Source organism: Mycobacterium sp. AZCC_0083 (assembly GCF_014202335.1).
GTDB lineage: Bacteria > Actinomycetota > Actinomycetes > Mycobacteriales > Mycobacteriaceae > Mycobacterium.
In genome coordinates, this window is the sequence record NZ_JACHGP010000013.1 from 216,208 (window position 1) to 242,848 (window position 26,641).

At 66.8% G+C, this 26,641-nt stretch carries 26 protein-coding genes and 1 pseudogene; 9 read left to right on the forward strand and 18 right to left on the reverse strand.

From position 1 onward, the window contains the following. The 5 genes from guaA to guaB all read right to left on the reverse strand — a co-directional run bounded on the left by guaA (position 1) and on the right by guaB (position 6,886). Positions 1-1,560, reverse strand: coding sequence for a glutamine-hydrolyzing GMP synthase (guaA, locus tag HNP02_RS29570; protein ID WP_184444181.1), 1,560 nt, complete (start codon positions 1,558-1,560; stop codon positions 1-3). A 9-nt stretch (positions 1,561-1,569) separates the two neighbouring features. Next, positions 1,570-2,073: a DUF1003 domain-containing protein gene (locus HNP02_RS29575; RefSeq protein ID WP_184444182.1), complete on the reverse strand. Its 504-nt coding sequence runs from the start codon at positions 2,071-2,073 to the stop codon at positions 1,570-1,572. 319 nt (positions 2,074-2,392) lie between these two features. Further along, a complete protein-coding gene (locus HNP02_RS29580) occupies positions 2,393-4,129 on the reverse strand; it encodes a GMC family oxidoreductase (protein WP_184444183.1) in 1,737 nt (578 codons plus the stop codon). Positions 4,130-4,189: 60 nt separating this feature from the next. After that, on the reverse strand, positions 4,190-5,317 hold the full coding sequence (locus HNP02_RS29585) for a GuaB3 family IMP dehydrogenase-related protein (RefSeq protein ID WP_184444230.1): 1,128 nt from the start codon (positions 5,315-5,317) through the stop codon (positions 4,190-4,192). A gap of 27 nt (positions 5,318-5,344) precedes the next feature. After that, complete coding sequence (gene guaB, locus HNP02_RS29590) at positions 5,345-6,886, reverse strand: IMP dehydrogenase (RefSeq protein ID WP_184444184.1); 1,542 nt, start codon at positions 6,884-6,886, stop codon at positions 5,345-5,347. A 143-nt stretch (positions 6,887-7,029) separates the two neighbouring features. Between guaB and HNP02_RS29595 the strand changes: the two genes are divergently transcribed. Continuing rightward, complete coding sequence (locus tag HNP02_RS29595) at positions 7,030-7,434, forward strand: DUF5319 domain-containing protein (RefSeq protein ID WP_184444185.1); 405 nt, start codon at positions 7,030-7,032, stop codon at positions 7,432-7,434. Between the two features lie 14 nt (positions 7,435-7,448). Here the strand turns inward: HNP02_RS29595 and HNP02_RS29600 are convergent, their stop codons facing one another. The 3 genes from HNP02_RS29600 to HNP02_RS29610 form a co-directional block, all read right to left on the reverse strand. Continuing rightward, the gene (locus tag HNP02_RS29600; RefSeq protein ID WP_184444186.1) at positions 7,449-8,732 is read right to left on the reverse strand and encodes an anti-sigma-D factor RsdA; all 1,284 of its coding nucleotides are present in this window, start codon (positions 8,730-8,732) and stop codon (positions 7,449-7,451) included. Further along, positions 8,725-9,303, reverse strand: a complete 579-nt coding sequence (locus tag HNP02_RS29605) for a sigma-70 family RNA polymerase sigma factor (RefSeq protein WP_184444187.1) — start codon at positions 9,301-9,303, stop codon at positions 8,725-8,727. The genes HNP02_RS29600 and HNP02_RS29605 overlap by 8 nt, the downstream gene beginning before the upstream one ends. Before the next feature lie 90 nt (positions 9,304-9,393). After that, complete coding sequence (locus tag HNP02_RS29610) at positions 9,394-10,173, reverse strand: tetratricopeptide repeat protein (RefSeq protein WP_184444188.1); 780 nt, start codon at positions 10,171-10,173, stop codon at positions 9,394-9,396. 441 nt (positions 10,174-10,614) lie between these two features. Here HNP02_RS29610 and HNP02_RS29615 point away from each other — a divergent pair, with 441 nt between their 5' ends. Beyond that, positions 10,615-10,905: a WhiB family transcriptional regulator gene (locus HNP02_RS29615; RefSeq protein WP_184444189.1), complete on the forward strand. Its 291-nt coding sequence runs from the start codon at positions 10,615-10,617 to the stop codon at positions 10,903-10,905. A 61-nt stretch (positions 10,906-10,966) separates the two neighbouring features. On the opposite strand, the gene HNP02_RS29620 is transcribed toward HNP02_RS29615, so the two are convergent. Next, the gene (locus HNP02_RS29620; RefSeq protein WP_375373721.1) at positions 10,967-11,824 is read right to left on the reverse strand and encodes a DUF4349 domain-containing protein; all 858 of its coding nucleotides are present in this window, start codon (positions 11,822-11,824) and stop codon (positions 10,967-10,969) included. A gap of 95 nt (positions 11,825-11,919) precedes the next feature. Continuing rightward, entirely contained in the window at positions 11,920-12,840 is a 921-nt protein-coding gene (locus tag HNP02_RS29625; RefSeq protein ID WP_184444191.1) for an LLM class F420-dependent oxidoreductase, read from the reverse strand. A gap of 69 nt (positions 12,841-12,909) precedes the next feature. Between HNP02_RS29625 and HNP02_RS29630 the strand changes: the two genes are divergently transcribed. Further along, on the forward strand, positions 12,910-13,353 hold the full coding sequence (locus HNP02_RS29630) for an OsmC family protein (protein ID WP_184444192.1): 444 nt from the start codon (positions 12,910-12,912) through the stop codon (positions 13,351-13,353). A gap of 9 nt (positions 13,354-13,362) precedes the next feature. On the opposite strand, the gene HNP02_RS29635 is transcribed toward HNP02_RS29630, so the two are convergent. The 6 genes from HNP02_RS29635 to HNP02_RS29660 form a co-directional block, all read right to left on the reverse strand. Further along, a complete protein-coding gene (locus HNP02_RS29635; protein WP_309241735.1) occupies positions 13,363-14,823 on the reverse strand; it encodes a threonine/serine exporter family protein in 1,461 nt (486 codons plus the stop codon). Between the two features lie 175 nt (positions 14,824-14,998). Further along, positions 14,999-15,583: an HD domain-containing protein gene (locus HNP02_RS29640; RefSeq protein WP_184444193.1), complete on the reverse strand. Its 585-nt coding sequence runs from the start codon at positions 15,581-15,583 to the stop codon at positions 14,999-15,001. After that, positions 15,580-16,515 carry an NADP-dependent oxidoreductase gene (locus tag HNP02_RS29645; RefSeq protein WP_184444232.1) on the reverse strand — a complete coding sequence of 312 codons (936 nt, stop codon included), beginning with the start codon at positions 16,513-16,515 and terminating at the stop codon, positions 15,580-15,582. Before HNP02_RS29645 ends, HNP02_RS29640 begins: the two co-directional genes overlap by 4 nt. Positions 16,516-16,520: 5 nt before the next feature. Continuing rightward, complete coding sequence (locus tag HNP02_RS29650) at positions 16,521-16,931, reverse strand: cupin domain-containing protein (protein ID WP_184444233.1); 411 nt, start codon at positions 16,929-16,931, stop codon at positions 16,521-16,523. A gap of 68 nt (positions 16,932-16,999) precedes the next feature. Further along, the gene (locus HNP02_RS29655; protein WP_184444234.1) at positions 17,000-18,325 is read right to left on the reverse strand and encodes a PLP-dependent aminotransferase family protein; all 1,326 of its coding nucleotides are present in this window, start codon (positions 18,323-18,325) and stop codon (positions 17,000-17,002) included. Positions 18,326-18,374: 49 nt separating this feature from the next. Further along, a complete protein-coding gene (locus HNP02_RS29660) occupies positions 18,375-19,181 on the reverse strand; it encodes a helix-turn-helix domain-containing protein (protein ID WP_184444194.1) in 807 nt (268 codons plus the stop codon). An 84-nt stretch (positions 19,182-19,265) separates the two neighbouring features. Here HNP02_RS29660 and HNP02_RS29665 point away from each other — a divergent pair, with 84 nt between their 5' ends. Genes HNP02_RS29665 through HNP02_RS29685 form a run of 5 tightly spaced genes read left to right on the forward strand, consistent with a single transcriptional unit; the run spans position 19,266 to position 23,935 of the window. Then, the gene (locus HNP02_RS29665; RefSeq protein ID WP_309241736.1) at positions 19,266-20,207 is read left to right on the forward strand and encodes an alpha/beta hydrolase; all 942 of its coding nucleotides are present in this window, start codon (positions 19,266-19,268) and stop codon (positions 20,205-20,207) included. 17 nt (positions 20,208-20,224) lie between these two features. Then, on the forward strand, positions 20,225-21,523 hold the full coding sequence (locus HNP02_RS29670; RefSeq protein ID WP_184444196.1) for an MBL fold metallo-hydrolase: 1,299 nt from the start codon (positions 20,225-20,227) through the stop codon (positions 21,521-21,523). Continuing rightward, entirely contained in the window at positions 21,520-22,242 is a 723-nt protein-coding gene (locus HNP02_RS29675) for a flavin reductase family protein (protein ID WP_184444197.1), read from the forward strand. The genes HNP02_RS29670 and HNP02_RS29675 overlap by 4 nt, the downstream gene beginning before the upstream one ends. Next, positions 22,239-23,057 (forward strand): alpha/beta fold hydrolase, encoded by an 819-nt coding sequence (locus tag HNP02_RS29680; RefSeq protein WP_255507084.1) that lies wholly within the window; start codon positions 22,239-22,241, stop codon positions 23,055-23,057. The genes HNP02_RS29675 and HNP02_RS29680 overlap by 4 nt, the downstream gene beginning before the upstream one ends. After that, positions 23,054-23,935 carry an MBL fold metallo-hydrolase gene (locus HNP02_RS29685; RefSeq protein WP_184444199.1) on the forward strand — a complete coding sequence of 294 codons (882 nt, stop codon included), beginning with the start codon at positions 23,054-23,056 and terminating at the stop codon, positions 23,933-23,935. The genes HNP02_RS29680 and HNP02_RS29685 overlap by 4 nt, the downstream gene beginning before the upstream one ends. A 52-nt stretch (positions 23,936-23,987) precedes the next feature. Here HNP02_RS29685 and groL read toward each other — a convergent pair whose 3' ends face one another. After that, a complete protein-coding gene (groL, locus tag HNP02_RS29690) occupies positions 23,988-25,607 on the reverse strand; it encodes a chaperonin GroEL (protein ID WP_184444200.1) in 1,620 nt (539 codons plus the stop codon). Between the two features lie 94 nt (positions 25,608-25,701). Continuing rightward, positions 25,702-26,004, reverse strand: a complete 303-nt coding sequence (groES, locus tag HNP02_RS29695) for a co-chaperone GroES (protein WP_056556946.1) — start codon at positions 26,002-26,004, stop codon at positions 25,702-25,704. Between the two features lie 449 nt (positions 26,005-26,453). On the opposite strand from groES, the pseudogene HNP02_RS29700 reads away from it, so the two are divergent. After that, positions 26,454-26,641 (forward strand): annotated as a pseudogene (locus HNP02_RS29700) (HNH endonuclease); the annotation flags it as partial.

Sequence of the window (26,641 nt, forward strand, 5' to 3'; positions counted from 1 at the left end):
CTACTCCCACTCGATCGTGCCAGGCGGCTTGCTCGTCACGTCGAGCACCACCCGGTTGACCTCGGGAACCTCGTTGGTGATGCGGGTGGAGATGCGTTCGAGCACCTCGTAGGGCACCCGCGTCCAGTCCGCCGTCATGGCGTCCTCGCTCGACACCGGTCGCAGCACGATCGGATGCCCGTAGGTGCGCCCGTCGCCCTGCACGCCCACCGAGCGGACGTCGGCAAGCAGCACCACCGGGCACTGCCAGATCTGGCCGTCCAAGCCGGCAGCGGTCAGCTCCTCGCGGGCGATGAAGTCGGCACGGCGCAACGTGTCCAAGCGCGCTGCGGTGACCTCGCCGACGATCCGGATTCCCAAACCGGGACCTGGGAATGGTTGGCGCCCAACGATTTCCTCGGGCAGCCCGAGCTCACGACCCACCGCGCGGACCTCGTCCTTGAAGAGCAGCCGCAGCGGTTCGACGAGCTTGAACTTCAGGTCGGCGGGCAGGCCGCCGACGTTGTGGTGGCTCTTGATGTTCGCCGCCCCGGTACCGCCGCCGGATTCGACGACGTCGGGATAGAGGGTGCCCTGCACCAGGAAGTCCACTTCAGGGCCGCCATCCTGCACGATCCCCCGCACCGCACCCTCGAACGCCCTGATGAACTCGCGGCCGATGATCTTGCGCTTGCCCTCGGGGTTGGTGACGCCCTCCAACGCCTCCAGGAACCGTTCCTCGGCATCGACCGTGACCAGCTTCGCGCCCGTGGCGGCGACGAAGTCACGCTGAACCTGGCCCCGCTCACCCGCCCGCAGTAGTCCGTGGTCGACGAACACGCACGTCAGCCGGTCGCCGACGGCGCGCTGCACCAGCGCGGCTGCCACGGCCGAATCCACCCCGCCAGACAGGCCGCAGATCGCCCGCCCGTCGCCGATCTGGTTGCTCACCTGCTCGATCAGTGCTCCGGCGATGTTGGCGGCCGTCCACGTCGACCCGATGCCGGCGAACTCGTGCAGGAACCGGCTCAGGATCTGTTGGCCGTGCGGCGTGTGCATCACCTCGGGGTGGTACTGGACGCCTGCGAGCCGACGGGCGCGGTCCTCGAACGCCGCGACCGGAGCCCCGGAACTCACCGCGACGACGTCGAATCCCTCCGGCGCTTCCGTGACTGCGTCGCCGTGGCTCATCCACACCGACTGAGTCTCGGGAAGATCCGAATGAAGTTGCCCACCAGTGACCTTCAACTCGGTGCGCCCGTACTCGCTGGTGCCGGTGTGCGCCACGGTGCCGCCGAGCGCCTGGGCCATCGCCTGGAAGCCGTAGCAGATGCCGAAGACCGGCACGTCGAGGTCGAAGATGGCCGGGTCGAGTTGCGGCGCGCCGTCGGCGTACACGCTGGCAGGTCCGCCGGACAGCACGATTGCCGAAGGATCCTTGGCCTTGATCTCGTCGACCGTCGCGGTGTGCGGGATGACCTCCGAATACACGTTGGCCTCGCGGACGCGCCGTGCGATCAGCTGCGCGTATTGCGCACCGAAGTCGACGACCAACACGGGGCGGGGCGATGACGATTCCACTCGCCCATTCTAGTGGCGGCCCTCCGGTCCCCCCTGCCCAGCGGGGGTAGACCGCGGATTCGGCGCGGGGATTGCGCTAGTGAACTGGTGCACGGCCTTGGTCAGCTCGAGAATCTGCCGCGACTGCTCGACCAATTGCTGCGACAGTTCAAGCAGCTGACAGTTCTGCTTGTCCTCCTCCTGCACCAGTAGCCACTGGTGGTCGGCGATCACCTGACGCTTCGCGTCCGCGCGGTTCTGGCTGATCATGACGAAGGTCGACAGGAAGATCGCCTCGAGCGACACGATCATCGTCAGCAGCCCGAAGGGATACGAGTCGAATCCGACCAAGGTGCCGAACACGATCCACACCACGAACCAGACGACGTGCAGGTACACGAACGCCATCGACCCGGCGAACGTGGTGATCTTGTCGGCGATCCGGTTCTGCAGGCTGTTGGCGCGCTCCTCTGCGTGTTTGAGGAGTGCCGGGCTGACGTGCGGGTGCTGGTGCAGGGCCTGCGCGATCGACATGGCTCACGGTAACCACTCAGTTGCCCATGAGCCGCGCGTGGGCCCCATATTCACAGGCAGATGGCAGGAACCGATCCGATCGGCGTTTGCTAACTGGCGGCGATTCGTTCCAGCACGAAGAAGTATGGCAAGGTCGTCCCGCGTAGATCCATGGCACCGATCACGACGCCGCAGTCGAACGCGCACTGGACTTTTCGCTGCGCATTACCGCGACGCTGCTGCTGTCGCCGTCACCGTTCCTGCCGACCGAGAACGACGAGCACACCCGAGAGTTCGCGCAGCGCTACCTGATACCGGTGCTCGACGCGGCCCGCTGAACTCAGCCCGCGGAGCTGACCGGGGTGATCGGCAACCTGCGGAGCGCGCCGGGAGCCTCGGCAGGCACCACCGGGCGCACGGGCGCGATCGGTGCCAGCCGGCGATACGACTCCCCTTGTGCCGGACGCTCATCCAGCTCACCACGGTTCGGCCACAGCGATGCGGCGCGCTCGGCCTGAGCGGTGATGGACAGCGACGGGTTGACCCCGAGGTTCGCCGAGATCGCCGCGCCGTCAACGACGTGCAGCGTCGGGTAGTTGTACACCCGCTGGTACGGATCGATGACACCGGTTTCGATGCTGTCGCCGATGGCGGCGCCGCCGAGGAAGTGCGCAGTCAACGGGATGTTGAACAGTTCGCCCCAGGTGCCGCCCGCGACGCCGTCGATCTTCTCAGCCATGCGGCGCGTGACCTCGTTGCCCGCAGGGATCCAGGTCGGGTTCGGCTCGCCGTGGCCCTGCTTCGACGACATCAACCGCGCACCGAGCGGCCCGCGTTTCGTGAAGGTGGTGATCGAGTTGTCCAGATGTTGCATCACCAGCGCGATCACCGTGCGCTCACTCCAGTGCTGCGGATTGAGCAGCCGCAACAACAATCGCGGATTCTTGCCGGCTTGATCGAAGAACTGCCTCCACCGCGGCACGTCCGTGCCCTGCGGCCCGGCGCCGTCGGTCATCAGTGTCTGCAGCAGGCCCATCGCATTTGAGCCCTTGCCATAGCGCACGGGTTCGACGTGGGTGTCCGCGGTCGGGTGGATGGACGAGGTGATCGCAACGCCGTGGGTGAGGTCGAGTTTGGGATCGACCTTCATCGTGGCGGCGCCGACGATCGACTCCGAGTTCGTGCGCGTGAGGACACCGAGCTTGTCGGAGAGCTTGGCTAGCTTGCCCTTGTCCCGCATCTTGAACAGAAGCTTCTGGGTGTTGTACGTGCCAGCGGCCAGAATCAGATGCGTCGCGGTGAACGTCTTCTTCTTCCTGCGCGCCTTGCCATTCGTGGCCACCGTGGTGACCTCCCACAGCCCGTCCGAGCGCTGGTCGAACCCGGTCACCGTCGTCATCGGATGCACTTGTGCCCCAGCGGATTCCGCCAGCCCGAGGTAGTTCTTGAGCAGGGTGTTCTTGGCGCCGTGCCTGCAGCCCGTCATGCACTCGCCGCATTCGATGCAGCCGGTGCGCGCAGGCCCTGCACCGCCGAAGAACGGGTCGGGCACCGTCTTGCCGGGGGTCTTGGCACCGTCGGCCCCGAAGAACACGCCGACGGGCGTTGCGACGAACGTGTCGCCGACGCCCATGTCGTCGGCGACCTCCTTGATGATCCGGTCGGCGTCGGTGAACGTCGGGTTCTTGACCACCCCGAGCATCCGCTGCGCCTGGTCGTAGTGCGGTGCCAGTTCCGACCGCCAGTCGGTGATGTGCTTCCACTGCGGGTCGGCGAAGAACGGTTCCGGTGGCACGTACAGCGTGTTGGCGTAGTTGAGCGAGCCGCCCCCGACGCCCGCGCCTGCCAGGATCATGACGTTGCGCAGGAGGTGGATCCGCTGGATCCCGTACATGCCCAACTTGGGCATCCAGAGGAACTTGCGCAGGTTCCACGAGGTCTTGGCGAATTCCTCGTCGGCAAAGCGTCTGCCCGCTTCGAGGACGCCAACGCGATAGCCCTTTTCGGTCAGTCGCAGTGCGCTGACACTGCCCCCGAACCCCGAACCGATGATCAGAACGTCGTAGTCAGGCCCCATCGAAGGATTATGAACCTACCGCGAAGTAACTTTCCAGATAGGCGACCCTAAGTAGCGAGGTCAGGACCCGACGGCCAGACCGACCTTCTGGAACTCCTTGAGGTCGCAATACCCGGCCTTGGCCATCGCCCTGCGAAGACCGCCGACCAGGTTCAGCCCGCCGAACGGATCGTCGGACGGGCCGGTGAGCACCTGCTCCAGCGAAGGCCGCTCCCCCTCCGCCACCTGTAGCAAAGCGCCACGCGGTAGCGACGGGTGGGCGGCCGCGTTGGGCCAGAACCATCCGCCACCGAGGGACTCCTGCGCGACGGCGAGCGGCGTGCCAAGCAGCACCGCATCGGCGCCGCACGCGATGGCCTTGGCCAACTCACCCGAGGTGTGGATGTCGCCGTCGGCGAGGACGTGCACGTAACGGCCCCCGGTCTCGTCGAGGTACTCCCGCCGGGCCGCTGCGGCATCGGCGATCGCGGTGGCCATCGGCACGCTGATGCCGAGCACCTCGTCGCTGGTGGTGACTCCCCATGTCGACCCGTAGCCAACGATGACGCCTGCCGCGCCGGTGCGCATCAGGTGCAACGCGGTGCGATGGTCGAGCACGCCACCGGCGACGACGGGGATGTCGAGCTCGGAGATGAAGGTCTTGAGGTTCAGCGGCTCGCCGTCCTGCGCGACGCGCTCCGCCGAGATGATGGTGCCCTGGATGATCAGCAGATCGACGCCGGCAGCCACCAGCGCAGGCGTCAGGGCCTGTGCGTTCTGCGGGCTCACTCGCACGGCGGTGGTGACGCCCGCATCGCGGATGCGTGTCACCGCGGCGCCAACCAGTTCCGGGATCAGCGGTGCGGCGTGGAGCTCCTGCAGCAGACGGATGGCGGCCGATGGGTCCGGCTCCTTGGCTGCCACCTCCAAGAGCTGGGCGATCTTGGCCTCGACGTCGACGTGCCGACCGATCAGGCCCTCGCCGTTGAGCACGCCAAGCCCGCCGAGCCGGCCCAGTTCGATGGCGAATTCCGGGGACACCAACGCGTCGGTCGGGTGGGCGACGACGGGTATGTCGAATCGGTAGGCGTCGAGCTGCCAGCCCGTCGACACGTCCTGAGACGAGCGCGTGCGCCGCGACGGCACGATGTTGATGTCGGATAGCTCGTAGGTACGACGAGCAGTTCGGCCCATGCCGATTTCCACCAAGTCACGCATGCGTGTGATCCCCCGGGCTCAGCGAGCGTAGTAGTTGGGCGCTTCAGCGGTCATGGTGATGTCGTGCGGGTGGCTTTCCTTCAGCCCTGCCGCAGTGATCTGCACGAACTGCGCCTGCTGAAGATGCTCGATGGTGGCAGAACCGGTGTAGCCCATCGCGGCGCGCAGGCCACCGGTCAGCTGATGGATGACGGTCGACAGCGGGCCGCGGAACGGCACCCGGCCCTCGATGCCCTCCGGCACCAGCTTGTCCTCGCTCAACACGTCGTCCTGGAAGTAGCGGTCCTTGGAATAGGACTTCGCGGCGCCGCGACCCTGCATGGCGCCCAGCGAGCCCATGCCGCGGTAACTCTTGAACTGCTTGCCGTTGACGAGGATCAAGTCGCCTGGCGCCTCGGCGGTGCCTGCCAGCAGCGATCCCAGCATCGCCGTCGACGCCCCGGCAGCGAGAGCCTTGGCGATGTCACCGGAGTACTGCAGACCACCGTCGGCGATCACCGGCACGCCGTGGGGTGCGCACGCGGCGACGGCCTCCAGGATGGCGGTGATCTGCGGGGCGCCGACACCGGCGACCACTCGCGTCGTGCAGATGGAGCCGGGGCCTACACCGACCTTCACCGCATCCGCGCCCGCTTCGACCAGCGCGGCTGCGGCGGCACGGGTGGCGATGTTGCCGCCGATCACCTGGACGCGATCGCCGAGCACGCTCTTGGCCCAGTGCACCATGTCGAGCACGCCGCGGTTGTGGGCGTGCGCGGTGTCCACGATCAGCACGTCGACGCCCGCGTCGACGAGCGTCATCGCCCGCTCGCGGGCATCGCCACCAACACCGACCGCGGCGCCGACGAGCAGCCTGCCGTCACTGTCCTTGGTGGCCAGCGGGAACTGCTCGGTCTTGACGAAGTCCTTGACGGTGATCAGCCCGGTCAGCTTGCCGTGGCCGTCGACGATCGGGAGTTTCTCGATCTTGTTGCGCCGCAACAGACCCAGCGCGGCATCGGCGGTGACGCCCGACTGCGCGGTGATCAGCGGTGCCTTGGTCATCACTTCGGCGACGGGCTTGCTCATGTCGACTTCGAAGCGCATGTCGCGGTTGGTGATGATGCCCACCAGCGAACCGTCCGCGTCGACGACGGGCAGGCCGGAGATCCGGAACCGCGCGCACATCGCGTCGACCTCGGCCAGCGTGTTGTTCGGAGAACACGTGACGGGATCGGTGACCATGCCCGCCTCGGACCGCTTCACCGTCTCGACCTGGCCGGCCTGCTCGGCGACGGGGAGATTTCGGTGCAGCACGCCCATGCCGCCGGCGCGCGCCATCGCGATGGCCATCCGGGACTCGGTGACGGTGTCCATGGCGGAGCTGACCAGCGGCACCCGCAGACGGATGCGCTTGGTCAGCTGACTGGAGGTGTCGGCGTTCGCGGGCACAACGTCTGAGGCGGCAGGCAGCAAGAGGACGTCGTCGAAGGTAAGCCCGAGCATCGCGATCTTGGTCGGATCGTCGCCACCGGTCGGCACCGGAACGGTGATGGGAAGGCTGCTTTCAGCGATCGACATGGGTTGGGCCTCCAGACGGCGCAGATCTAAATGTCCATCTTATCGGGACAACCGGCGGTGTCTGGCCTCACACGGGGTTCGGGCCGGGGTGTCGCGGTACGGACGGCTGGCGCGATGACGGAGGTGCTGCGTAATGTGGAAGCGTGCGCGACCACCTGCCGCCGGGTTTGCCGCCCGACCCGTTCGCCGACGACCCCTGCGATCCTTCAGCAGCGCTCGACGCGATCGAACCGGGCCAGCCCCTGGACCCGCAGGAACGCGTCGCCGTCGAGGCGGATCTGGCCGACTTGGCCGTGTATGAGGCGTTGTTGGCGCACAAGGGAATTAGCGGCCTGGTGGTGTGCTGCGACGAGTGCCAGCAGGACCACTATCACGACTGGGACATGTTGCGGGCCAACCTGCTCCAACTCCTGGTCGACGGCACGGTGCGGCCACACGAGCCGGCCTACGATCCCGAACCCGATGCCTACGTGACCTGGGATTACTGCCGCGGATACGCCGACGCCTCGTTGAACGAAGCTGCGTCGGAATCCGACGGATATCGCTGAACGCGTAATTCGCCTTAGTTGCCGTTGCCTGCCGGCGGCGCGACCACGGTAGTCACCACTTGTTCGGGTTGCTTGGGCGCTGACGACGGCGGCTGAACGGGTTCTTCTGCCGGCTTGGGCGCGCTGGATGCCGCAGGCGGAGCCGCGGGAACCGTCGGGGTGACCGCGATGCGTGGTTCCGAGACGGGCGGTTGGACGCTCGCCGGGGGCGGCGCCTGGACCGCGGGCGGTGCACGCACGGGCGGAGCGCTCACGGGAGGAGCGCTGACCGGAGGCGGCGCCTGGATCGCGGGCGCGGACGAAGGCACCGACACCGTCGACGGCGGCAGCGAGGACGGCGGCAGGGCGGCGGGCTGCTGCACAGTCGTCGTAGTGGTCGTCGTGGTGGTCGTCGTCGTGGTCGGGGTCGTCGGGGTGGTGGTGGATGGCGGTGTCGACGAACTGGACGGCGGCGAGGTCGGCGGGGTCGGCGCGATGATCAGATCCGACGGCGGCAAAGACGTCGAGGGCGACGGCGGGGTGGTCGAGTCCGACGGGGAGGTCGGCGTCGGTTCCGAAGTCGAGATTGCCGTGGAAATCGATGGTGAAGTCGAGGTTGACGTCGACGTTTCCGTGCTGGTTTCAGTGACCACCGGGACCTGCAGCAGGGTCAGAGGCGACGACGGCAGCACCGGTTGCGGCTGATCGGGCGGCGGCAGCGTCGCAGCGGGATCCTGTTCGACCACCTTGTAGGCCAACGCATTCCACTGCTGGACCAGGTCCTGCTTGTCCTGCACCTGATCGACGCTCTGCACCGTGGTGGACAGCGTCTGAAGCCGATCCTGCGCCTGCTGCCAATCACCCCGCTCGACCAGCTGCTGCACCTCGGCGAGTTGCTGCGAGGCCAGCATGACCTGGTCGCTGCGTTCCCTCGGCTGCTCGCCGAAGAGCTGGGTCCGCACGCCGTAGAGCGAGTCGCCGGGGCCTGCGCCGTACACGGCGGCGCTGAAGCCACCAAGGACCAGCAGCGCTGCGGCGGCCGATCCGACCAGGGTCAGCGAGGTGCGGGTGCGCTTGCGGGAATCGAGGCTCCCGCGCAACGCGATGGCGGCGTCGCGGGGCGTGACGACCGTCGTGGCCGGGGTATCGCGAATCTCGTCACGCCAGTCCGAGAGCAGGAACGCCAGTTCTGCTTCGGCGGGATCGGTGGCGTACACCGGTTGGCCCGAGGCGAGGGCGTCCAGGAACCGCTCATCGCGGTTGATCTCATTGAGCGACGGGTCTCCGCCGTTGCCGGTCCAGCGTCCGAAGTCAGGCATGATCGCGCCTCGTCGTGCCGATCTCGGACTTCAGTTTCGCCAGTGCACGGTGCTGGGCGACCCGGACTGCGCCCGGCGTGCTGCCGACCGCTTCCGCCGTCTCCTCGGCACTCATGCCGACCACGACGCGCAGGATGATGATCTCCCGCTGCTTCTCGGGCAGCGCTGCCAGCAGCCTGTCCATCCGAGCGGCCGACTCCGAGTCGATCGCGATTTGTTCGGGACCCGCTGCAGATGAGGCACGGTCGGGCAGCGAGTCGGTGGCGTCGGCACGGTTTCGTCCGGCGGCGCGGTGAGCGTCGGCAACCTTGTGAGCGGCGATGCCATAAACGAAGGCCAGGAACGGTCGTCCCTGATCCTTGTAGCGCGGCAGCGCCGTGATGGCGGCCAAGCACACCTCCTGAGCCACGTCGTCTGCTGAAAGCCCACTTCTGTCCGCTGTCCCGATCCTCGCCCGGACATACCGGACGACGATCGGACGGATGGTCTCCAGCACCGTCCGGAGTGCGTCTCGATCGCCTGCCACCGCCTCAGCAACGACAGCATCGAGACCTTCTCCCGAACTGATCATCGCGAGTGTTATCTCCAGTGTTACGGATGAGGCATGCCCCAAAAAGGTTGTGTCAGGTAAAGACTAATGATCAGCGCGTGAAAGCCGGCGTCAGCGGGCCGCCCACACGCCCCCTCTGCGGCGTACCGCGTCGGCGGATTCATCGCGTATCGCGGCGACCCGGTCATGGGGGTGAACGGCACTGCCGACGTCCAAGAGAAGGCATGCTAAAGCCCAGCTCAGCGGCACTAAACCCAACTGCTGAGTGACCTCGATGGCGACGTCGGCGACACGGCGAGACCCGTCCGGATCGCCTGCGCTGCACAGTGCTGCGGCCAGCACCACATCCGACTTGACGGCGTGTCGCACGGAGCCCGTCGACGCCGCCAGCCCGACGGCTCGTTCGGCATGCGCGAGCGCCGCGGCGCCGTCGCCGGTGAACATCGCCAACTCGGCGGAAACCCAGCCGAACCGGACCGGCAATCGCGCATGCGACGCGTCACCGAGGACCTCGCGGGCCCGCTGCAGCAGCCGGGCCGATACCCCGAAGCGACCGATCCCGAGCGCGTCGGCGGCCAGTCCGATCAACGCGTCGGCGCGTGCATCGGCGTCGGACCCCGACGATGCAAGCGCCCGTCCGTCCCACGGCCGCGCATCGACGTGCCTGCCGAGCTGACGGAGGAACGACGCCCTGGTGCTCAGCGCCAGCGACGCCACCAACCCCGCACCTGGCGTGCGGCCGACGGCGTCCAGGTCGGCGAAGCCACTCGCGTACCGACCCTGACCACCGGCGGCCACGGCACGTTGCCAGGTCTGCAGCGGCGTCGTCGCCTCGGGCAGTGGCCACCGACCGGGATCGTCGCCGAAGGCGGCGTTTGCAAGCTCATCCATCGGATCGGGACGCTATCAATACGTCGGGATGAGCCGCGAAGAACCCAGTACCGCGGGGCACGGGTAAAACTGTGTTGCGGATTCAACATTGGTTAACAGTTGGTGCTGGGCATGTTAATTCGGTATCAACTGACTACTGGGCGGTAGGAATCGTGGCCGCAATGCCGTTCGCTGCGAACAGCGGAAACGGGACTCGTGATCATTTGGAAGCCGTTTCGTGATCACCCTTCTCGTTGCGGGAGGGTCGCAACGATGAACGTGATGTAAATTCTCGAGCTGCGGTTATGCCCTTGAGCACATGTGCGGGCTATTGACTGAATTTCGTGAGCCCTTCTACGTTGTGTGCACGAGTAGTCACCGGCGACACCGTGCTCGGATCGGTTCAACGAACCACGCCCTCTCGCGATACGCGAAAGGGGTGCGCAGAGAGGGGTTTTCCTAATGCCACAGCCGCAGCAGCTACCCGGACCCAATGCAGACATCTGGGATTGGCAGATGGCCGGCCTTTGCCGAGGTGTTGATTCATCGATGTTCTTCCATCCAGACGGAGAGCGTGGCCGGGCCCGCGCACAGCGGGAGATGCGTGCCAAGGAGATGTGCCGGAGTTGCCCGGTGATCACGCAGTGCCGTACGCACGCACTGGGCGTCGGTGAGCCCTATGGCATTTGGGGCGGCCTGAGCGAGTCGGAGCGCGAGATGCTCCTCAAGCGGGGCATTCGCCGCACCGCCTGAAATTCGAGACGCACAGAGGTCCCCGGCACGCTCGTCGTGTCGGGGACCTCTCTGCGTCTGACTACGGACGGCGCGACCGCGCCATCCGGGCGATGACGTACAGGATTCCGGCCACGACGACCAGCACGCCCAACCACGGCAGCAGCAGCCCAAAGAGCAGAACCGCGTTGCCCACCACCGAAACCAAGCCGTCCCAACCGCGCTCGATCTGGCCGGTGAACCCGTCGTACTGTTTCGGGGCCGGTCCGCCGATCTGCTCGGCGACGAAGCTCAGATCGATGGTGCTGTACTGGATGCGGTCGCCCAGTTGATCGCGCTGCGCACGCAGGCTGTCCAGATCCGCCTGGCGCTGCGACAGCGCGCTCTCGGCGTTGATGAGCGCATCGGGATCCTTGGCGTCGCGCATGATCCCCAGAAGTCGATCCACCGAGGTCTGCAGGGCCTTGATCCTCGCATCGATATCGACCCGTTGCGCCGTCACGTCCTCGGACTTGGTTTCTGCGGTCTGCACCTTTCCGAGAGCCTTCAGATCCCGTACCACGCCGTCGAGTTTCGCGACGGGCACCCGCAACACCTCGGAGGTACGGGCGAAGCCGCCGGCCGATCCCGCATCCTCCGAGCGGCTGTCCACCCGGCCGTCGGCCTTCTCCACTAGAACGGCCGCCTCGTCCGCGGCCTCGGAGATGTTGGCCACCGTGATGGTCATCGACGCGGTCTTGACGACGTCGCGCGGGAGTTCCGCCGGTGGCGCGGTCGGCGGCGGCGCGCCTGGCGCTGGCCCGGATTCGGGCATCGGCGCGGTGATGCCGTCCTTCATTCCGGCCGCGGGCGCTGTCGTCATGCCTGCGCCCTGCGGCGCGTTGTTGTCATACGGTCCCGCGCAGGCCGTCAGCACGCCCAACACGGCGAACCCCGCCATCCCAAGGGTCAACAACCTGCTCGAGACGGGGTTCATGATCACCAACCTTGCCATCGCCTGTGAAGTCCGACAACGACGCTGGTCACGCCCCATCGCTAGGCAATCAGCGGCCTGAGCGCCTCTCCCACCTTGGTGATGACGCCTGGCGTGTAGCCGTGGGTGGGCAGGTTGACGATCACGCCGTCGACGCCGACATCGAGCACGTTGGTCTTGATCTGCTCGGCCACCTGCTCGGCGGTGCCACGCACCGCGCGTCCGCCCGTCGCCTCGGCGATGTCACGTCGGGTGTCGTGGCCGTCGAGCACGACGGTCAGCAGCGTCGAGGTCTCCAGTGTCGAAGGATCGCGCCCGGCTTCGTCGCAGCGCTGTTTGAGCACATCGAGCTTGTGCGGCAGCTCCGATATCGGCGTGATCAGGTTGAGGTGATCGGCGTAGCGCACGGCAAGCCCGAACGTCTTCTTCTCACCGCTGCCGCCGAGCATGACAGGGATGTGGTCGCGGTAGCGGGGCTCGTTGATCGCATTCTCGGTGCGATACCACTTGCCCGAGAAGGTGGGCCGCTCGCCGTGCGTCATCGGGACGATGATCTGCAGGGCCTCTTCCAGCTTCTCGAATCGCTCGGTGAACGTGTCGAATTCGAAGCCGAGCTGCTGGTGTTCGAGTTCGAACCAACCGGCACCGAGGCCGAGGATCGCCCGGCCGCCACTGATCACGTCCAGCGTCGTGATCACCTTGGCGAGCAGCGTCGGATTGCGATAGGTGTTGCCGGTGACCAACGTCGAGAGCTGGATGTTCTCGGTCGCGCTCGCCAGCGCGCCGAGCGCGGTGTACGCCTCGAGCATCGGCTCGTCCGGTTCCCCGAGCGTCGGCAGTTGGTAGAAGTGGTCCATCAGCAGCACCGTGTCGAAGCCTGCGGCCTCGGCTTCCTGAGCCTGTGCCTTCACGGCTGGGAAGAGTTCGGTGACTGGGGCGTCGTAGGAGAAGTTCGGAATCTGTAGTCCGAGTCGAATCGTCACGCAATGGGTCAACAACCGGGCGGCGCGATTCGATTCCGGCCGCGATGGCCGTCCCGCACACTCGTGTCCATGGAATCTTCAGGGTCTTTCGGGGGTACGGTAACCGTCACCGAGGCGGGGTCTGGGACGTACACCCAGGAGATCACCGCAGGCCACCACCGGCTCATCGCCGACGAGCCACGACCGATCGGCGACGACGCGGGGCCGACGCCTTACGATCTGCTGCTTGCCGCGCTCGGGTCGTGCACCTCCATGACGGTGCGGATGTACGCCGAACGCAAGGCCTGGCCGCTCGAACGGGTACGAGTAACGTTGCGGCACTCGCGCATTCACGCCGAGGACTGCGCCGAGTGCGAGACCACCAAGGGATTGATCAGTCACATCGATCGCGACGTCGAGTTGGTCGGCGACCTCGACGACACTCAACGGCAACGGTTGATGCAGATCGCCGATCGTTGCCCGGTGCATCAGACCCTGACCTCGGAGATCGACATCACCACAACCGCGGTGTGACGCCAGGTGCTAATTCGCGGAACTCAGCGGGTCGTCTTCGACGAGTCGCGTCCCGCGAACCCTGCGGCGAACCAGATGTCGGCGCCGCCGAACCTTCCAAGAGCTCCACTCGCCGAGCGTGACACCTGCCGCGAGCGCAGTACCGATCGCCAGCGCACCCAACACCGACGCGAAGCCGACGGCATGCTGGTCGTTGAGGATCGCGTAGATGCCATGCAGCAGGGCCAGGCCCGGTAGCAGGGGCACGATGCCCGCGATGGAAACGACCATGGGCGGCGCAAGATTGCGGCGTTCCATCAGCATGCCGACCAAACCGATCGGCACCGCTGCGACGAACGACGCTATGACGGCACCCAAACCTGCACCCTGAGCCAGTAGGAACGCGATGGTGCCCGCGGCACCGCCGAATGCCGCGGCGATCGCTGCGGTCCGTTCGGCATAACAGGCAAGGGCGTAGGCGGCAGCGCTCGCCGCGCCGAATGCGACGCGTGCGGGCAGCTCTGCCAGGGCGGGCGGCGCGCCGGGACCAAGGGCGACGAACGGCGCGCCGAAGCGGTTGGCGAGGTGCAATACCAGCGCCACGCCTGCGATCGTCGCGGCCGTCATCATGAGCAGCTCGAAGAATCGGCCCGCGGCCGTAACCGGGGCGCCCGTGATGACGTCGCCGACCGAGCTCACCAGCGAGAGCCCGGCAAGCAGTACCACCAAGCCGGCGGCGATGGCCACCGTCGGTTCGAAGCTCAACCCCAACTTGGGGCCCAGCCAGTACAGCGCCAGCGGAGGCGCCGTCGCAATCGCCCCGCCGATCGCGTACTGGAAGAACAACGGCAATCCGTGCCTGTTGAGTTGTCGGTTGACGAGATAGATCGTCATGGTGCTCAGAGCGCTGACCAAGCAGGCCAGCAGGCTCGCGCCAAGGGTTCCGGCCGTCGCGAACGCCAATGCACCCCATGCCAGGGTGGCGATCCAGCGCTTGTAGGGGTGCGGCGCGATGATGATCGCGTCGAGTTCTTCGCGGGCTTGCCACGGCGATACCTCGTGGGCCTTGATTCGAGCGATCAATCGGTCGACGGCCGCCAGCCGGCTGAAGTCGATCGACCGGGCCTGCACGGTGTGCAGCGTGGTGGCTGCTGACGAGGTCGGTCCGCGGTAGGCGGCGATGTGGATCGTCGTGCTGATGACGTCGACCTGGCAGCGCTCGATACCGAACCCGTTGACGATGCCCGTGACCTGGTCCATCGTGGCCGTCGTCGGCATCCCGGACGCCATCAGGATGGCGCCGATGTTCCCGGCCACGTCCAGCACCTCGCCGACCCGTTCGAGGTATGCGGCATCGAGTTCCGCGCCCGTCGACGGGGTGATCCGCGGAAGGCTGTCCGTCGGTGCCTCGGTTTCCCGAACGATCCGGTTCAAGACCTCGCGGCGACGTTCACGCCATGGATGGCCCGCACGTTCACGGGTCAACTGCACAGCACTTCCCTCCCTAACAACACCGTCTGATTCCCTGATGCGCAACGAGCACGGGTCGACGGACGTTCCCTCTTTCTGCCCAGAGCAATCGGTGTTTTCGCTCACATCGTCAGAGTAGGACTGACATTTGCGCCTGCGTGGGCGTTGGCCGGAGCCAACGGAAAGTATTCGGGACCTAACCGTCGAGCGGGTTGGCCTTCATGCGTCCGGCGGCATTGTTGGCGATCGCCCCGGCGGCTGCGCTGCCCGGTTTACGGCTCGCCTGGTCTTCGAAGCACGCAAGGAACTCGTCGCCGAATCCGAGCCTTTGATAGCGCGCCAGTATCTCCGGCCATGCCTCCACCGAGAACTCCTCCGGCCGCAGCCCTGCGACGTCCCAGCCGGTGGCGACCTGCAAGAGATGCGACTCGGGGTCGTCGGTCGCAGAGACGTCTTCGCGCATGTGCAGCACGATGATCTCCTCTGCCCTGGCCGCTCGGTCGGCAGGCCAACCGGCCGCGACCCCGAACACCCAGGCCAGGTCCCCGCCCGCCACCTCGAAGGCCAGTCGGTGGCTGTCGAATGGGTCGGTGAGACCGAGGTCGTGAAGCAGCGCCGAGACGTAGTACAGCTCGTCGTCGAACGCGATGCCGTGCGCCTCGGCGTACGTCACTCCCCACAGGTACGCACGGACGCTGTGGTTGAGCAATGCCGGCGAATGGAAGCGGGTAGCCACGCAGAGTGCAGCCGTCGCCGCCGGCGTCTGCGGAAGTTCAGTCATTCGTCGATCCCTTCTCCTTCGATCACGCGGATGATCGGCTTGCCGTGACTCCGGCGGCTCGGGTCGAACGCTGTGGCAGCGTCTTCGAGTGTGTATGTCGTTCCGACGACGGGACGCTGCCGGCCATCTCGAAGCCTGCTCTCCAGTTCGGCGAGCTCCCCGCGATCGGGTTCGACGACGAAGAAGACGGCTCGTCCGTCCTCGGGCTGGATTGGCGGTGGTTCGGCGATGCTGACGAGCGCACCGCCCGAACGGACCAACGTCGCTGAGCGCTCGAGGATTTCACCGCCCATCACGTCGAACACCACGTCCACTTCGCCTACGCTCTCCAGCTGATCGAGCTCCAAGTCCACGAAGCCTTCCGCGCCAAGATCGAGCACGGTCTGGCGGTGGTCCGTCCGGCCGGTACCGATGACCCGAGCCCCCGCCTCGTGCGCAAGTTGCACCGCGACCGAACCGACTCCACCAGCAGCGCCATGAATCAGGATGGTCTGCCCGGCACGGAGCTGCCCGTGGGTGAACAGCCCCTGCCATGCCGTAAGACCTGAAATCGGAAGCGCTGCAGCCGTAATGGGGTCGACGCCTTCAGACAGCGGCGCAAGGTTTCGGGCCTCCACCGCCACGAATTCGGCCAGCGTGCCGTTCCGGCACCAGTCGGTCACCCCGAAGACCCTCTGGCCGACGGTCAGGCCGGTGGTCCCGTAACCCAACTCGGCAACCACCCCGGCGACCTCGTGGCCGGGAATGGTCGGCGTCCGGTCGCGCCCGGCCCGGTCGGTCCAAGTGCCCGGCCAGTCGAGTTCACCAGGGGTGAAGCCTGCCGCATGCACCTGGACGACGACGTCGTTCTCGGCGGCGTGAGGGTAGGGCACATCCGCCAGCTCGAGCCCATCGACACCGGCAGCGCGGTCTCGGGCGATGATCGCTCGCATCGTCGTCACCGCGCGTGCCTGCGAACATCGCGGTGCCGCAAGGAATCACGGGACAGGATCTCTCGCGGATCGAGCATGGTGATCATGTCGACGCCGGGAGCGCAGATGCACACCGCGAGGAAGCGGCTCCATCCCATGGCATCCAAATTCCTCATTTGGTAGTGCACCACGTCACCTCCCGGCTCCCAGAATGCCTCGCCCGCAACGATTTCCCTTGGCGCCTCGCCCTCGATCTCGAAGAGGATCTTGCCCTCCAGCACGTAACCGAACACCGGCCCCGAATGTCGATGTGGATCCAGTCCGGCGTCCGCGGGGGGAAGCTCGACGAGCTGTGTCATCGCGTGTGCACCCTCGGGGATCGGGGGCGGTGTGACGCACAGTAGGTCGGCGATCTTGGTGTTGCCTGCGGCGATCATGTTCTCCACGCTAACTGCGGGATCGCACTCGTCGTGGGCCACTTGGATGCGGCGCGCGGGGGCCAGTTTCACGGCAGCAGCCGGATCAGGGCATCCACGGCTGCCGACCACGAGCTGGGCGCTGGCGCCGCATACCCGATCACCACACCGTCGCGCACGCGCCCGATTTCTGGATGACGATACAGATCGAGGCCCTCCACGCCGAGCCGCCGCCATGGGAGTCGACGAGCCAGCGCGCTCTCGTCGCCACCGGCGAACTCGAGCATCACGTGCAGCCCCGCGGGCATCCCGGCTACGGTGGTCTTCGGCGATGATCGGGCGACCGCTGCGACGAGTTGCTCACGGCGGCGCCGGTATTCGGCGCGCATCGTGCGGATGTGTCGGTCATAGGAGCCGGACGTGATGAACTCGGCCATCGCCAGCTGTTCGACGAAACCGGAGGTCTCCTCGGTTTCGCCCTTCTGCCGGACGACCGGTTCGACGAGTCGTTCCGGTAACACCAGCCAGCCGAGCCGAAGCCCCGGCGCCAGCGACTTGCTCGTCGTGCCCATGTAGATGACGTGCTCGGGATCGACGCCGTGCAGCGCACCGACGGGGCTGCGGTCGTAGCGAAACTCGCCGTCGTAATCGTCTTCGATGATCACGGAGCCGGTGCGCCTCGCCCAGTCGATGACCGCCGCGCGTCGGTCGGAATGCAGGGACATCCCGAGCGGGAACTGGTGTGACGGTGTCAGCAGTACCCCGCCCACCTCCGGCATGTGCCCGAGCGCCGTGACGTCGGCACCGCAGGAATCGACTGTCATTGGGGGGCAACGCATCCCCGCCCCGGTGATCGATGCCCTCTGCGCGGGCAGGCCGAACTCCTCGACGGCCACGGCGGTGACCCCGGCGCCTGCCAGTGCACCGGCGACGAGGCGCAGTCCTTCAGCCGCCCCGGTGCACACGATGATGTTGCACGGCTGGGCCCGAACTCCCCGCGCGCGAGCGAGGTACTGGGCAAGGGCGTGGCGGAGTTCCGGTCGGCCATGCGGGTCGGCGTAGCCGAACGCCTCGAAGGGTGCGGCCTTCAGCGCGCGGGTGACCGCGCGGCTCCACTCGATGCGTGGGAACGACGACAGGTCCGGATGACCAGGCCGCAAGTCGTGGTCCAATCGGCGCGACGACGGTCGCTTGGCCGGTGCGGCGACCGACCGGACGGCCTCGGCCGCGCGTTGGGAGACCAGTGTGCTCGAGCCGTGTTGTGCGGTCAGCCAGCCTTCGGCGATGAGCTCGGCGTATGCGCGCGCCACGGTGTTTCTCGCGACGCCGAGGTCGGCGGCAAGCGCGCGGCTCGACGGCAACCGGGTCCCAGGCACCAACCGCCCCGTGCGGATCGCGTCGCGGATGGCGTCCATGACACTGTCGCGAACCCTGCCGCCGGGGCGATCCAGGTGCAGATCCACGTCAGCCCCCGCGGAGTGCCTCGAGCGCCGCGGCCGTTGGGCTACCGGGCTCGGCGCGATAGGTCAGCAGATGCTGCCCGCCGGAGTGCGGGATGTTGAGTCTGTTGCGGTGCAGGTACAGATCACCCACCTTCGGGTGCCGCATGTGGATGACGCCGACTCGATATCCGACGTCCGCCCGCGCCCACAGTTCGCGGAATCGGGCACTGGCCGCCGACAACTCGTCGATCACGGATCGCAGCCGGGGATCGTCGGGGTCGTCGACGGCCGCCTCGCGTAGACCGCTCACCGCGACGTCGGTCGCTTCGTCCCAATCCACGTACCGGTCACGCGCGGTGGGCTCCACGAAGCGCCAGAGCAAGAAGTTCTGACCAGGCTCGAAACCCGCCGAGAGCGCGCGTGCGAGCGAATTTGCAGCCAACACGTCAAGGCATCTGCTGGCCACCACCGCAGGCATGCCGAACTGCTCGATCAGCTCGTCGACGCCATCAGCGACGGTCTCGACACGAACGTGGTCGCGGCGGTTGCCCGCGGCATTGGCCAACTGATGCAGATACGCCGTCGCCTGGACGTCGAGCAGCAGGACCCGCGCCAGCGCATCGAGGATCTGGGCCGACGGATTCTTGTCGCGGCCCTGCTCGAGGCGCAGGTAGTACTCGGAGCTGATACCCGCCAACGTCGCCAGCTCCTCGCGGCGCAAGCCCCGCACCCGTCGCCGCGCGCCTGCGACCAGTCCGACGTCGTCGGGCTGGACCTGACCGCGCCTGGCGCGGAGGTAGTCGCCTAGGTCGTTACCGTCCGTGGCCATCCCACGAGCCTAAGACTGTTCCTCCCACTACCAGGGTCATTGCGGTCTCCCCTTCTTGGACGCGGTGGGCCCATCGTCGATGTTGTGCCGGTTGCAGACGCAGGGAAGGAGACAGAAATGGTGCAGCGACAGAACGTCGAGTTCGCCGTCGAAGGCGATGTGACCCTGCGGGGCTGGTTGTTCGTCCCCGACGGTGCCGGACCGCATCCGGCGATCACGATGGCGCACGGATTCGCAGGCGTGAAGGAGCACGGGCTCGAGCGATTCGCGAGGGCTTTCGCCGACGCGGGATTCGTCGTGCTGGTGCATGATCACCGCGGTTTCGGCGCCAGCGACGGCTCGCCGCGCTGCGACATCGACCCGTGGGTGCAGATCGCCGACTGGCGACGGGCGATCTCCTTCCTGGAGAGCCAACCCTTCGTCGATCCCGCCCGGATCGGCCTGTGGGGCAGCAGCTACGCCGGCGGCCACGCGATCGTCCTTGGGGCGACCGACCGGCGGCTGCGCGCCGTGGTCGCCCAGGTGCCCACGATCAGCGGCTATCAGCAGAGCCAGCGGCGCGTGGCCCCCGACCAGGTTGCCGAGTTGGAGGCGGCGTTCGCCGACGACGAGCGGAGCCAGTTCCGTGGCGGCCAACTGGCCACCCAGGCCGTGGTCAGCGCAGATCCCGCGGTGCGGGCCGCGTACCGCGCGCCAGATGCGATCGCGTTCTACGACCAGCCCGCACCCGCCGGGGTCTGGGACAACGTCGTCACGTTGCGCTCCACCCGGGCCGCGCGCATGTACGAGCCGGGTACCTGGATTTCACGGGTGTCCCCCACACCGCTGCTGATGGTCGTGGGCCTGCACGACACCATCACCTTGACCGACCTCGCCCTTGGCGCCTACGAGGCGGCGCTGCAGCCCAAGAAACTGGTCACCATCGACGGTGGCCACTTCGACCCGTACGTGTCGCAATTCGCCCAGGCGAGCGGCGCCGCGGTCGCATGGTTCACCGAACACCTCGCCGTGCGCGAAAACCACTGAATCCGAAGGGAACAACCATGTCCGAGTTGCACTACGACGTTCTGGTCCACGACGGGCTGCGGCGCCACCGCGAGCAGCGCCTGCCCGACGGCAGCCCGATCATCTCCTCCCCGGTCTCCACGACGCTCGTCTACGGCGAGCACGACGCCGTCCTCGTTGATCCGCCGATGACTTATGAGCAGGTGCAACGGGTCGGCGACTGGATCGAGCGCTCCGGCAAGCACCTGACGGCCGTGTACGCGACGCATGGGCACGGTGACCACTGGTTCGGCACCGACCTTCTGCTGCAACGGTTTCCCGACGCCGTCCCGTACGCGACCGACGGGACGATCGCGATGATGCATCAGCAGGGCACTGCCGGCCGCGCCGAGATGTGGGACGTCGACTTCCCCGACCAGATTCCTCCCAGCCCCGTGACCTATCGAACCGTTCCCGCCGACGGCATCGAACTGGAAGGCCACCGACTGCTGGCCGTCGAGGTCGGCCACACCGACACCGACGACACGACGGTGCTGCACGTGCCGTCCATCGGGCTGGTCGTCGCAGGCGACGTCGCCTACAACGGTGTGCATCAGTATCTGCTGGAAAGCGCGCACGGCGGTATTGAATCCTGGCTCGCCGCACTGGACAAGGTCGCCGCACTGCAGCCGCGAGCCGTCATCGCCGGACACAAGAACAAGGACCTGCCCGACGATCCGGCCATCATCGAGCGGACCCGCGAGTACCTGCTCAACGCGCGCCGGCTCCTCGACGAAAAGCCGAGCCCGCGTGAGTACTTCGACCAGATCACCGCGCTGTACCCGGACCACCTCAATGTCGGCCCGGTCTGGTACAGCGCCGTCGCGCTACTACCGGAACCACCCAGCGCCTCCTCGGTCGCCGACGAAGTCACCAGTTGGTTCTTCGACGACTATCTGGCCACCTGGATCGGCGTGGGTGCCGGAACGATCCAGCGCGGGCCCGAATTCATCCTCGACTACTGGTCCGCGCCGCTGCATTGGAGCGACGAAGACGTCAACCAGTGGTTTATGGACGGGCCTGCCGTGGTCGGCGCCCTGCAGCAGCTGCACGGCCGACTGCGTGACGCGGGCTACGCACACACCGCGGTACCAGACTGGCGGGTTCGGGTGTACCACGACGACGGTGCGGCGATCGAGGTGATCTGGTCACGTCAACGGGCCGACGGAACCGAGATCGAAAGGATAGCCGCGCATTTCGAGGTGGCACGCGGGCCACGGGGATGGCGCATCGTCGGCATCCAGGCCGTATCGACACCCAGTGACTCACTCAACAACGTATGGCTGGAGACGAAATGATCATCGACCCCACAGATCTCGACCCGACGTCGAGCTACAAACTTCTCATCGGTAGCGTGCTGCCCCGCGCCATCGCCTGGGTGAGCACCAGCTCAGCGGCCGGAGTCGGAAACATTGCCCCGATATCGTTCTTCACGGTCGTCGGCAGGTTCCCACCGGTGCTGTCGATAACCCTGCAACCGCGGGCCGACGGCGAGACGCTCAAGGACACCTTCGTCAACATCCGCGACACCAACGAATTCGTGGTGAACATCGCCACGATCGGTCAGGCCGATGCGGTACATCGCTCGGCCTACGAATTCGGCACCGACGTCGACGAATTCGAGGCACTCGGGCTGGAGAAGGCTGCTTCCGAAACCATCTCGGCTCCGCGGATCGCCGGTGCGCCCATCTCCTTCGAGTGCGTCGTCGACCGCATCATCCCGATGCCGCCGCTGCCCGACCACGTCGTGTGGGGCCGCGTGAAGCGCATCCACATCCGTGACGATCTCTACCTGCCCAACGGGCGCATCGACATCGGCGCGTTGGGAGTGTTCGGCCGGCTCGCCGGCGAATACACCCTCGTCGACAACATCTTCAGCACGCCGCTGCCCGACGAGCTCGTCGATTCCCTCGGCTCGCAGCGCGCCGCACGGCTCGATGAGCGTGCCACCGACTACTCGCCCATCGACACGGCCGAATGGTCACCGTCGGGCTCGACTCTGACGGTGGCGAAATGACCACGCCAGGTGCGCCCACGCTCTTGCTGATCCACGGCTTCCTCGACGACGCGTCGGTGTGGGATGGCCTGGTCGAGTCGCTCGGGGGTGAGGTCGGCGCCGTGCGCTACGACTTGCCGGGGTTCGGCAACCGCAGCGGGTCGATCGCCGAAGCGCTTGGCACGACGCTGGATTCGCTCGCCGATGAGGCCAGCGACGTCGTCGGTGGGATCGACGGACCGGTGATCGTGGTCGGCCAGAGCCTCGGCACACAGATCGCCGAGCTCGTCGCCTCGCGGCACCCCGACAAGGTTCACGGGCTGGTGCTGATCATCCCGGTACCGCTGGGCGGTACTCGGCTGCCCGACGAGGTGGTCGCGCCGTTCGGCGCCCTCGGTGGTGACCGCGTTGCGGGCCGCCGCGTGCGGGCGCAGCTGTCGCCGCACATGAGCGAGGAACTGCTCGATCGGCTCGCGGACATCGGGGTGCCCGTCTCGGCCGACGTCACCGCCCACTACGCCGACATGTGGAACACGGGGGTTCGCACCGCGCCTACGATGAGCGCATTCGACGGCCCCGTGCTCATCATCCGCGGCGGCGCCGACGGCTTCGTCAACCAGCAGCTCGTCGATGCGATCACCCCGCGCTTTCACCAGGTGGAAGTCAAAGTCCTTGACATGGGCGGCCACTGGGTACACGTCGAATGCCCCGGCGCAGTGGCGACGATGATCCTGGACTTCGCCGACTCGGTCACATTTCCCCCCGTCGCTTCGCTCGCCCCGGTCACATTTCCCCCCGTCGCTTCGCTCGCCCCGGTCTCGCAGGTGACGACATGAGCCGGCAGCTGCGGCACGAGGTCTTCGTCACGGCGCAGATTCCGCAGTCCGGGCGCGGACCGCTACCCGACGGCAGTACCCGGATGTGGTCACCGATCACCTCCACGTTGATCATGGGACGACGCGACGCGGTACTCGTCGACCCGCCTCTGACCACTGTGCAGGCCGCCGACGTCGGCGATTGGATCGCGGCATCGGGGCGCGAACTGCGTCAGATCTACGTCACCCACGGCCATGGCGATCACTGGTTCGGTGCCATACCGCTGCTGGACAGATTCCCCGGCGCGACGGTGCGGGCCACGAATGGCACCGCCAAGATGATGGCGGCGCAGAACGATCCACGGTTCCGTTCCGACTTCTGGGATCTGGTGTTTCCCGGGCAGCTACCCGTCGGCGATGTCGACGTGAACGTCGTCGACGAGCGTGGCTTCGACCTGGAGGGCGTTGCCCTCGTTCCGGTCGACGCCGGCCACACCGACACCGACGATACGACGATGCTGCACGTGCCCGAGATGGGTCTGCTCGTCGCGGGAGACGTCGTCTACAACGGGGTGCACCAGTACTTGACGGAATCCGGCGGCGCAGCGGGTATCGACCAGTGGCTCGCCGCCCTCGATACCGCCGAGGCGCTGAACCCCGCAACGGTCATCGCCGGTCACAAGGATCCCCGCGCCTACGACAACCCATCCCAGATTCAAGCGACGCGGCGCTATCTCACCGACGCGCGCCGTCTGCTGTCGTCTTCGGGATCCGCTCAGGAGTTCTACGACGAGATGCTGCGTCTGCACCCCAACCGGATCAACCCCGGCGCGCTGTGGGGTGCGGCCATCACGTTGTTCCCGACGGCTCGCGCAGACTTCTCTTCATCTGTGGGCTGACGAAAACGCCCCCGGCCCAACGGGACCGGGGGCGCGTTCCGTGCAGTACTGCCTAGTGAGAGTGGCCGTGACCGCCGTGGCCGTGGTCCGGCTCCTCGGCCGGCTTGTCCACAATCGCGGTCTCGGTGGTGAGGATCATCCGCGCCACCGATGCGGCGTTGAGCACCGCGGAGCGGGTGACCTTGACGGGGTCGACGACACCGTCGGCGAGCAGGTCGCCGTACGTCAGCGTCGCCGCGTTGAAGCCCTGCCCGTTGGACAGCTCCGACACCTTGTTGACCACTACGGAGCCATCCAGCCCCGCGTTGGTGGCGATCCAGTACAGCGGCGCGGACAGCGCGGAGGCGAACACGTCGACACCAGTTGCCTCGTCGCCCTTCAGCGACTCCTTGAGCGCCTTGAGCACCGAACCGGCCTGAACGAGGGCGGCGCCACCGCCGGTGACGATGCCCTCCTCGACTGCAGCCTTCGCGGCGGAGACGGCGTCCTCGACGGCCTCCTTGCGCTTCTTCAGGTCGGTCTCGGTGGCCGCACCAACCTTGATGACCGCGACGCCGCCGGACAGCTTCGCCAGCCGCTCTTCGAGCTTCTCTCGGTCCCAATCGGAGTCGGTGGCCTCGATCTCGGCCCGCAGTTGCGACTTGCGTCCCTCGATGGCGTCCTTGGTACCGCCGCCGTCGACGAGCACGGTGCTGTCCTTGCTGACGACCACGCGCCGGGCGGTGCCGAGCACGTCGAGGCCGACCTCGCGCAGGACCAGACCGACGTCGGGGTTGACCACCTGGCCGCCGGTCACGACGGCGAGATCGTCGAGGAACGCCTTGCGGCGGTCACCGAAGAACGGTGCCTTGACTGCGACGGCCTTGAGCGTCTTGCGAATGGCGTTGACCACCAACGTGGAGAGAGCCTCTCCCTCGACGTCCTCGGCGATGATCAGCAGCGGCTTGCCCGACTCGGCGATCTTCTCCAGCAGCGGCAGCACGTCGGGCAGCGAGCTGATCTTCTCGCGGTGCAGCAACACCAGCGCGTCCTCGAGCACCGCTTCCTGCGAGTCGAAGTCGGTGATGAAGTACGCCGAGATGAAGCCCTTGTCGAAGCCGACGCCCTCGGTCACCTCGAGCTCGGTGTTCAGCGTCGAGGACTCCTCGACGGTGACGACGCCATCGGTGCCGACCTTGGTCATCGCCTCACCGACGAGTGCACCGATCACTTCGTCACGCGACGACACGGTGGCGACCTGGGCGATGCCGTTCTGGTCCTTGATCGGCGTTGCGGCCGCCAGCAGTGCCTCTGACACCGCGTCGGCGGCCTTGGCGATGCCAAGACCCAGCTCGATGGGGTTGGCGCCAGCGGCCACGTTGCGCAGGCCTGCCTTGATGATCGCCTGTGCCAGCACGGTGGCGGTGGTGGTGCCGTCGCCCGCGACGTCGTTGGTCTTCGTCGCCACGGACTTGACCAGCTGTGCGCCCAGGTTCTCGAAGGGGTCTTCGAGGTCGATCTCGCGCGCGATGGTGACACCGTCGTTCGTCACCACCGGGCCGCCGTAGGCCTTGGCCAGCACCACGTGGCGCCCGCGGGGCCCCAGCGTTATGCGGACCGCATCGGCGAGCTTGTCGACGCCGGCTTCCATCGCCCGGCGCGCAGTCTCGTTGAACTCAATCTGCTTGCTCATGAATGTACTTTCTGACTACGTAGTCGAGATACAACGCATGCCGCCCCGGAAATCACCCGCGTGTGCGGGGATCTCCGGGGCGGGCATGTCGGTTTTACTTGGAGACGACAGCCAGCACGTCGCGTGCCGACAGGATCAAGTACTCCTCGTTGTTGTACTTGATCTCGGTGCCGCCGTACTTGCTGTAGATCACGGTGTCGCCCTCGGCGACGTCCAGGGGAATGCGCTTTTCGCCATCCTCGTCCCAGCGGCCGGGGCCAACTGCGACGACGGTGCCTTCCTGCGGCTTCTCCTTGGCGGTGTCGGGGATGACCAGACCAGAAGCGGTCGTAGTCTCGGCCTCATTGGCCTGAACGAGGATCTTGTCCTCGAGTGGCTTGATGTTCACGGCCACGATGGAGCCCTCCACATTTGTTGGGGTGCGATCCGGGGTAGATCCCGGACCTTCACGGATTACCAGCTCTTACTAGTTGTTCGGCAAGCGTCCGTGACCTCACGCCGTCGTCGCGGGAGCCGGAGCGGGGTTTGGCCGCCTGCCAACTAGCACTCTATACACCCGAGTGCTAGCACTCAAGGGTGGGGTTGTGCGGACTGGTTTTGAAGTAATCAACAGGCTTGGAATCGGCGGTATCGATGTCCACGCCCAGCGGCCACACCCCGCCGACGCGAAGCTGGCGGACCCAACCCTCTGCTCCAGCAGCCCTCTCGACTTCCTCGAGATCCCACTAGCACGGGGCACTGACACTTTTTGGCGTTTGGGCCCGAGCTATCCACAGTGCCGACTTCATCCACAGGAGCGGGTTCCACCGCTAGTCACGGTCTGCATACGCTAGTAAATTCGAAAGCATGTTCGACCTTCTTGACGAGGCCACCGGCACCTCCGGGGCCGCCGCGACCCTCGCGTGGGCACGGGTCGAGAACGCCGCTTGCGCACGCCGGCTGGCCGGGATGGTCGCCCTGCTCGACGCCCGCTACGCCGCGAGCGGATCAGCCAACCGCGACCAGTGGTACCTAGACAACTGGGGTGCCGCAAG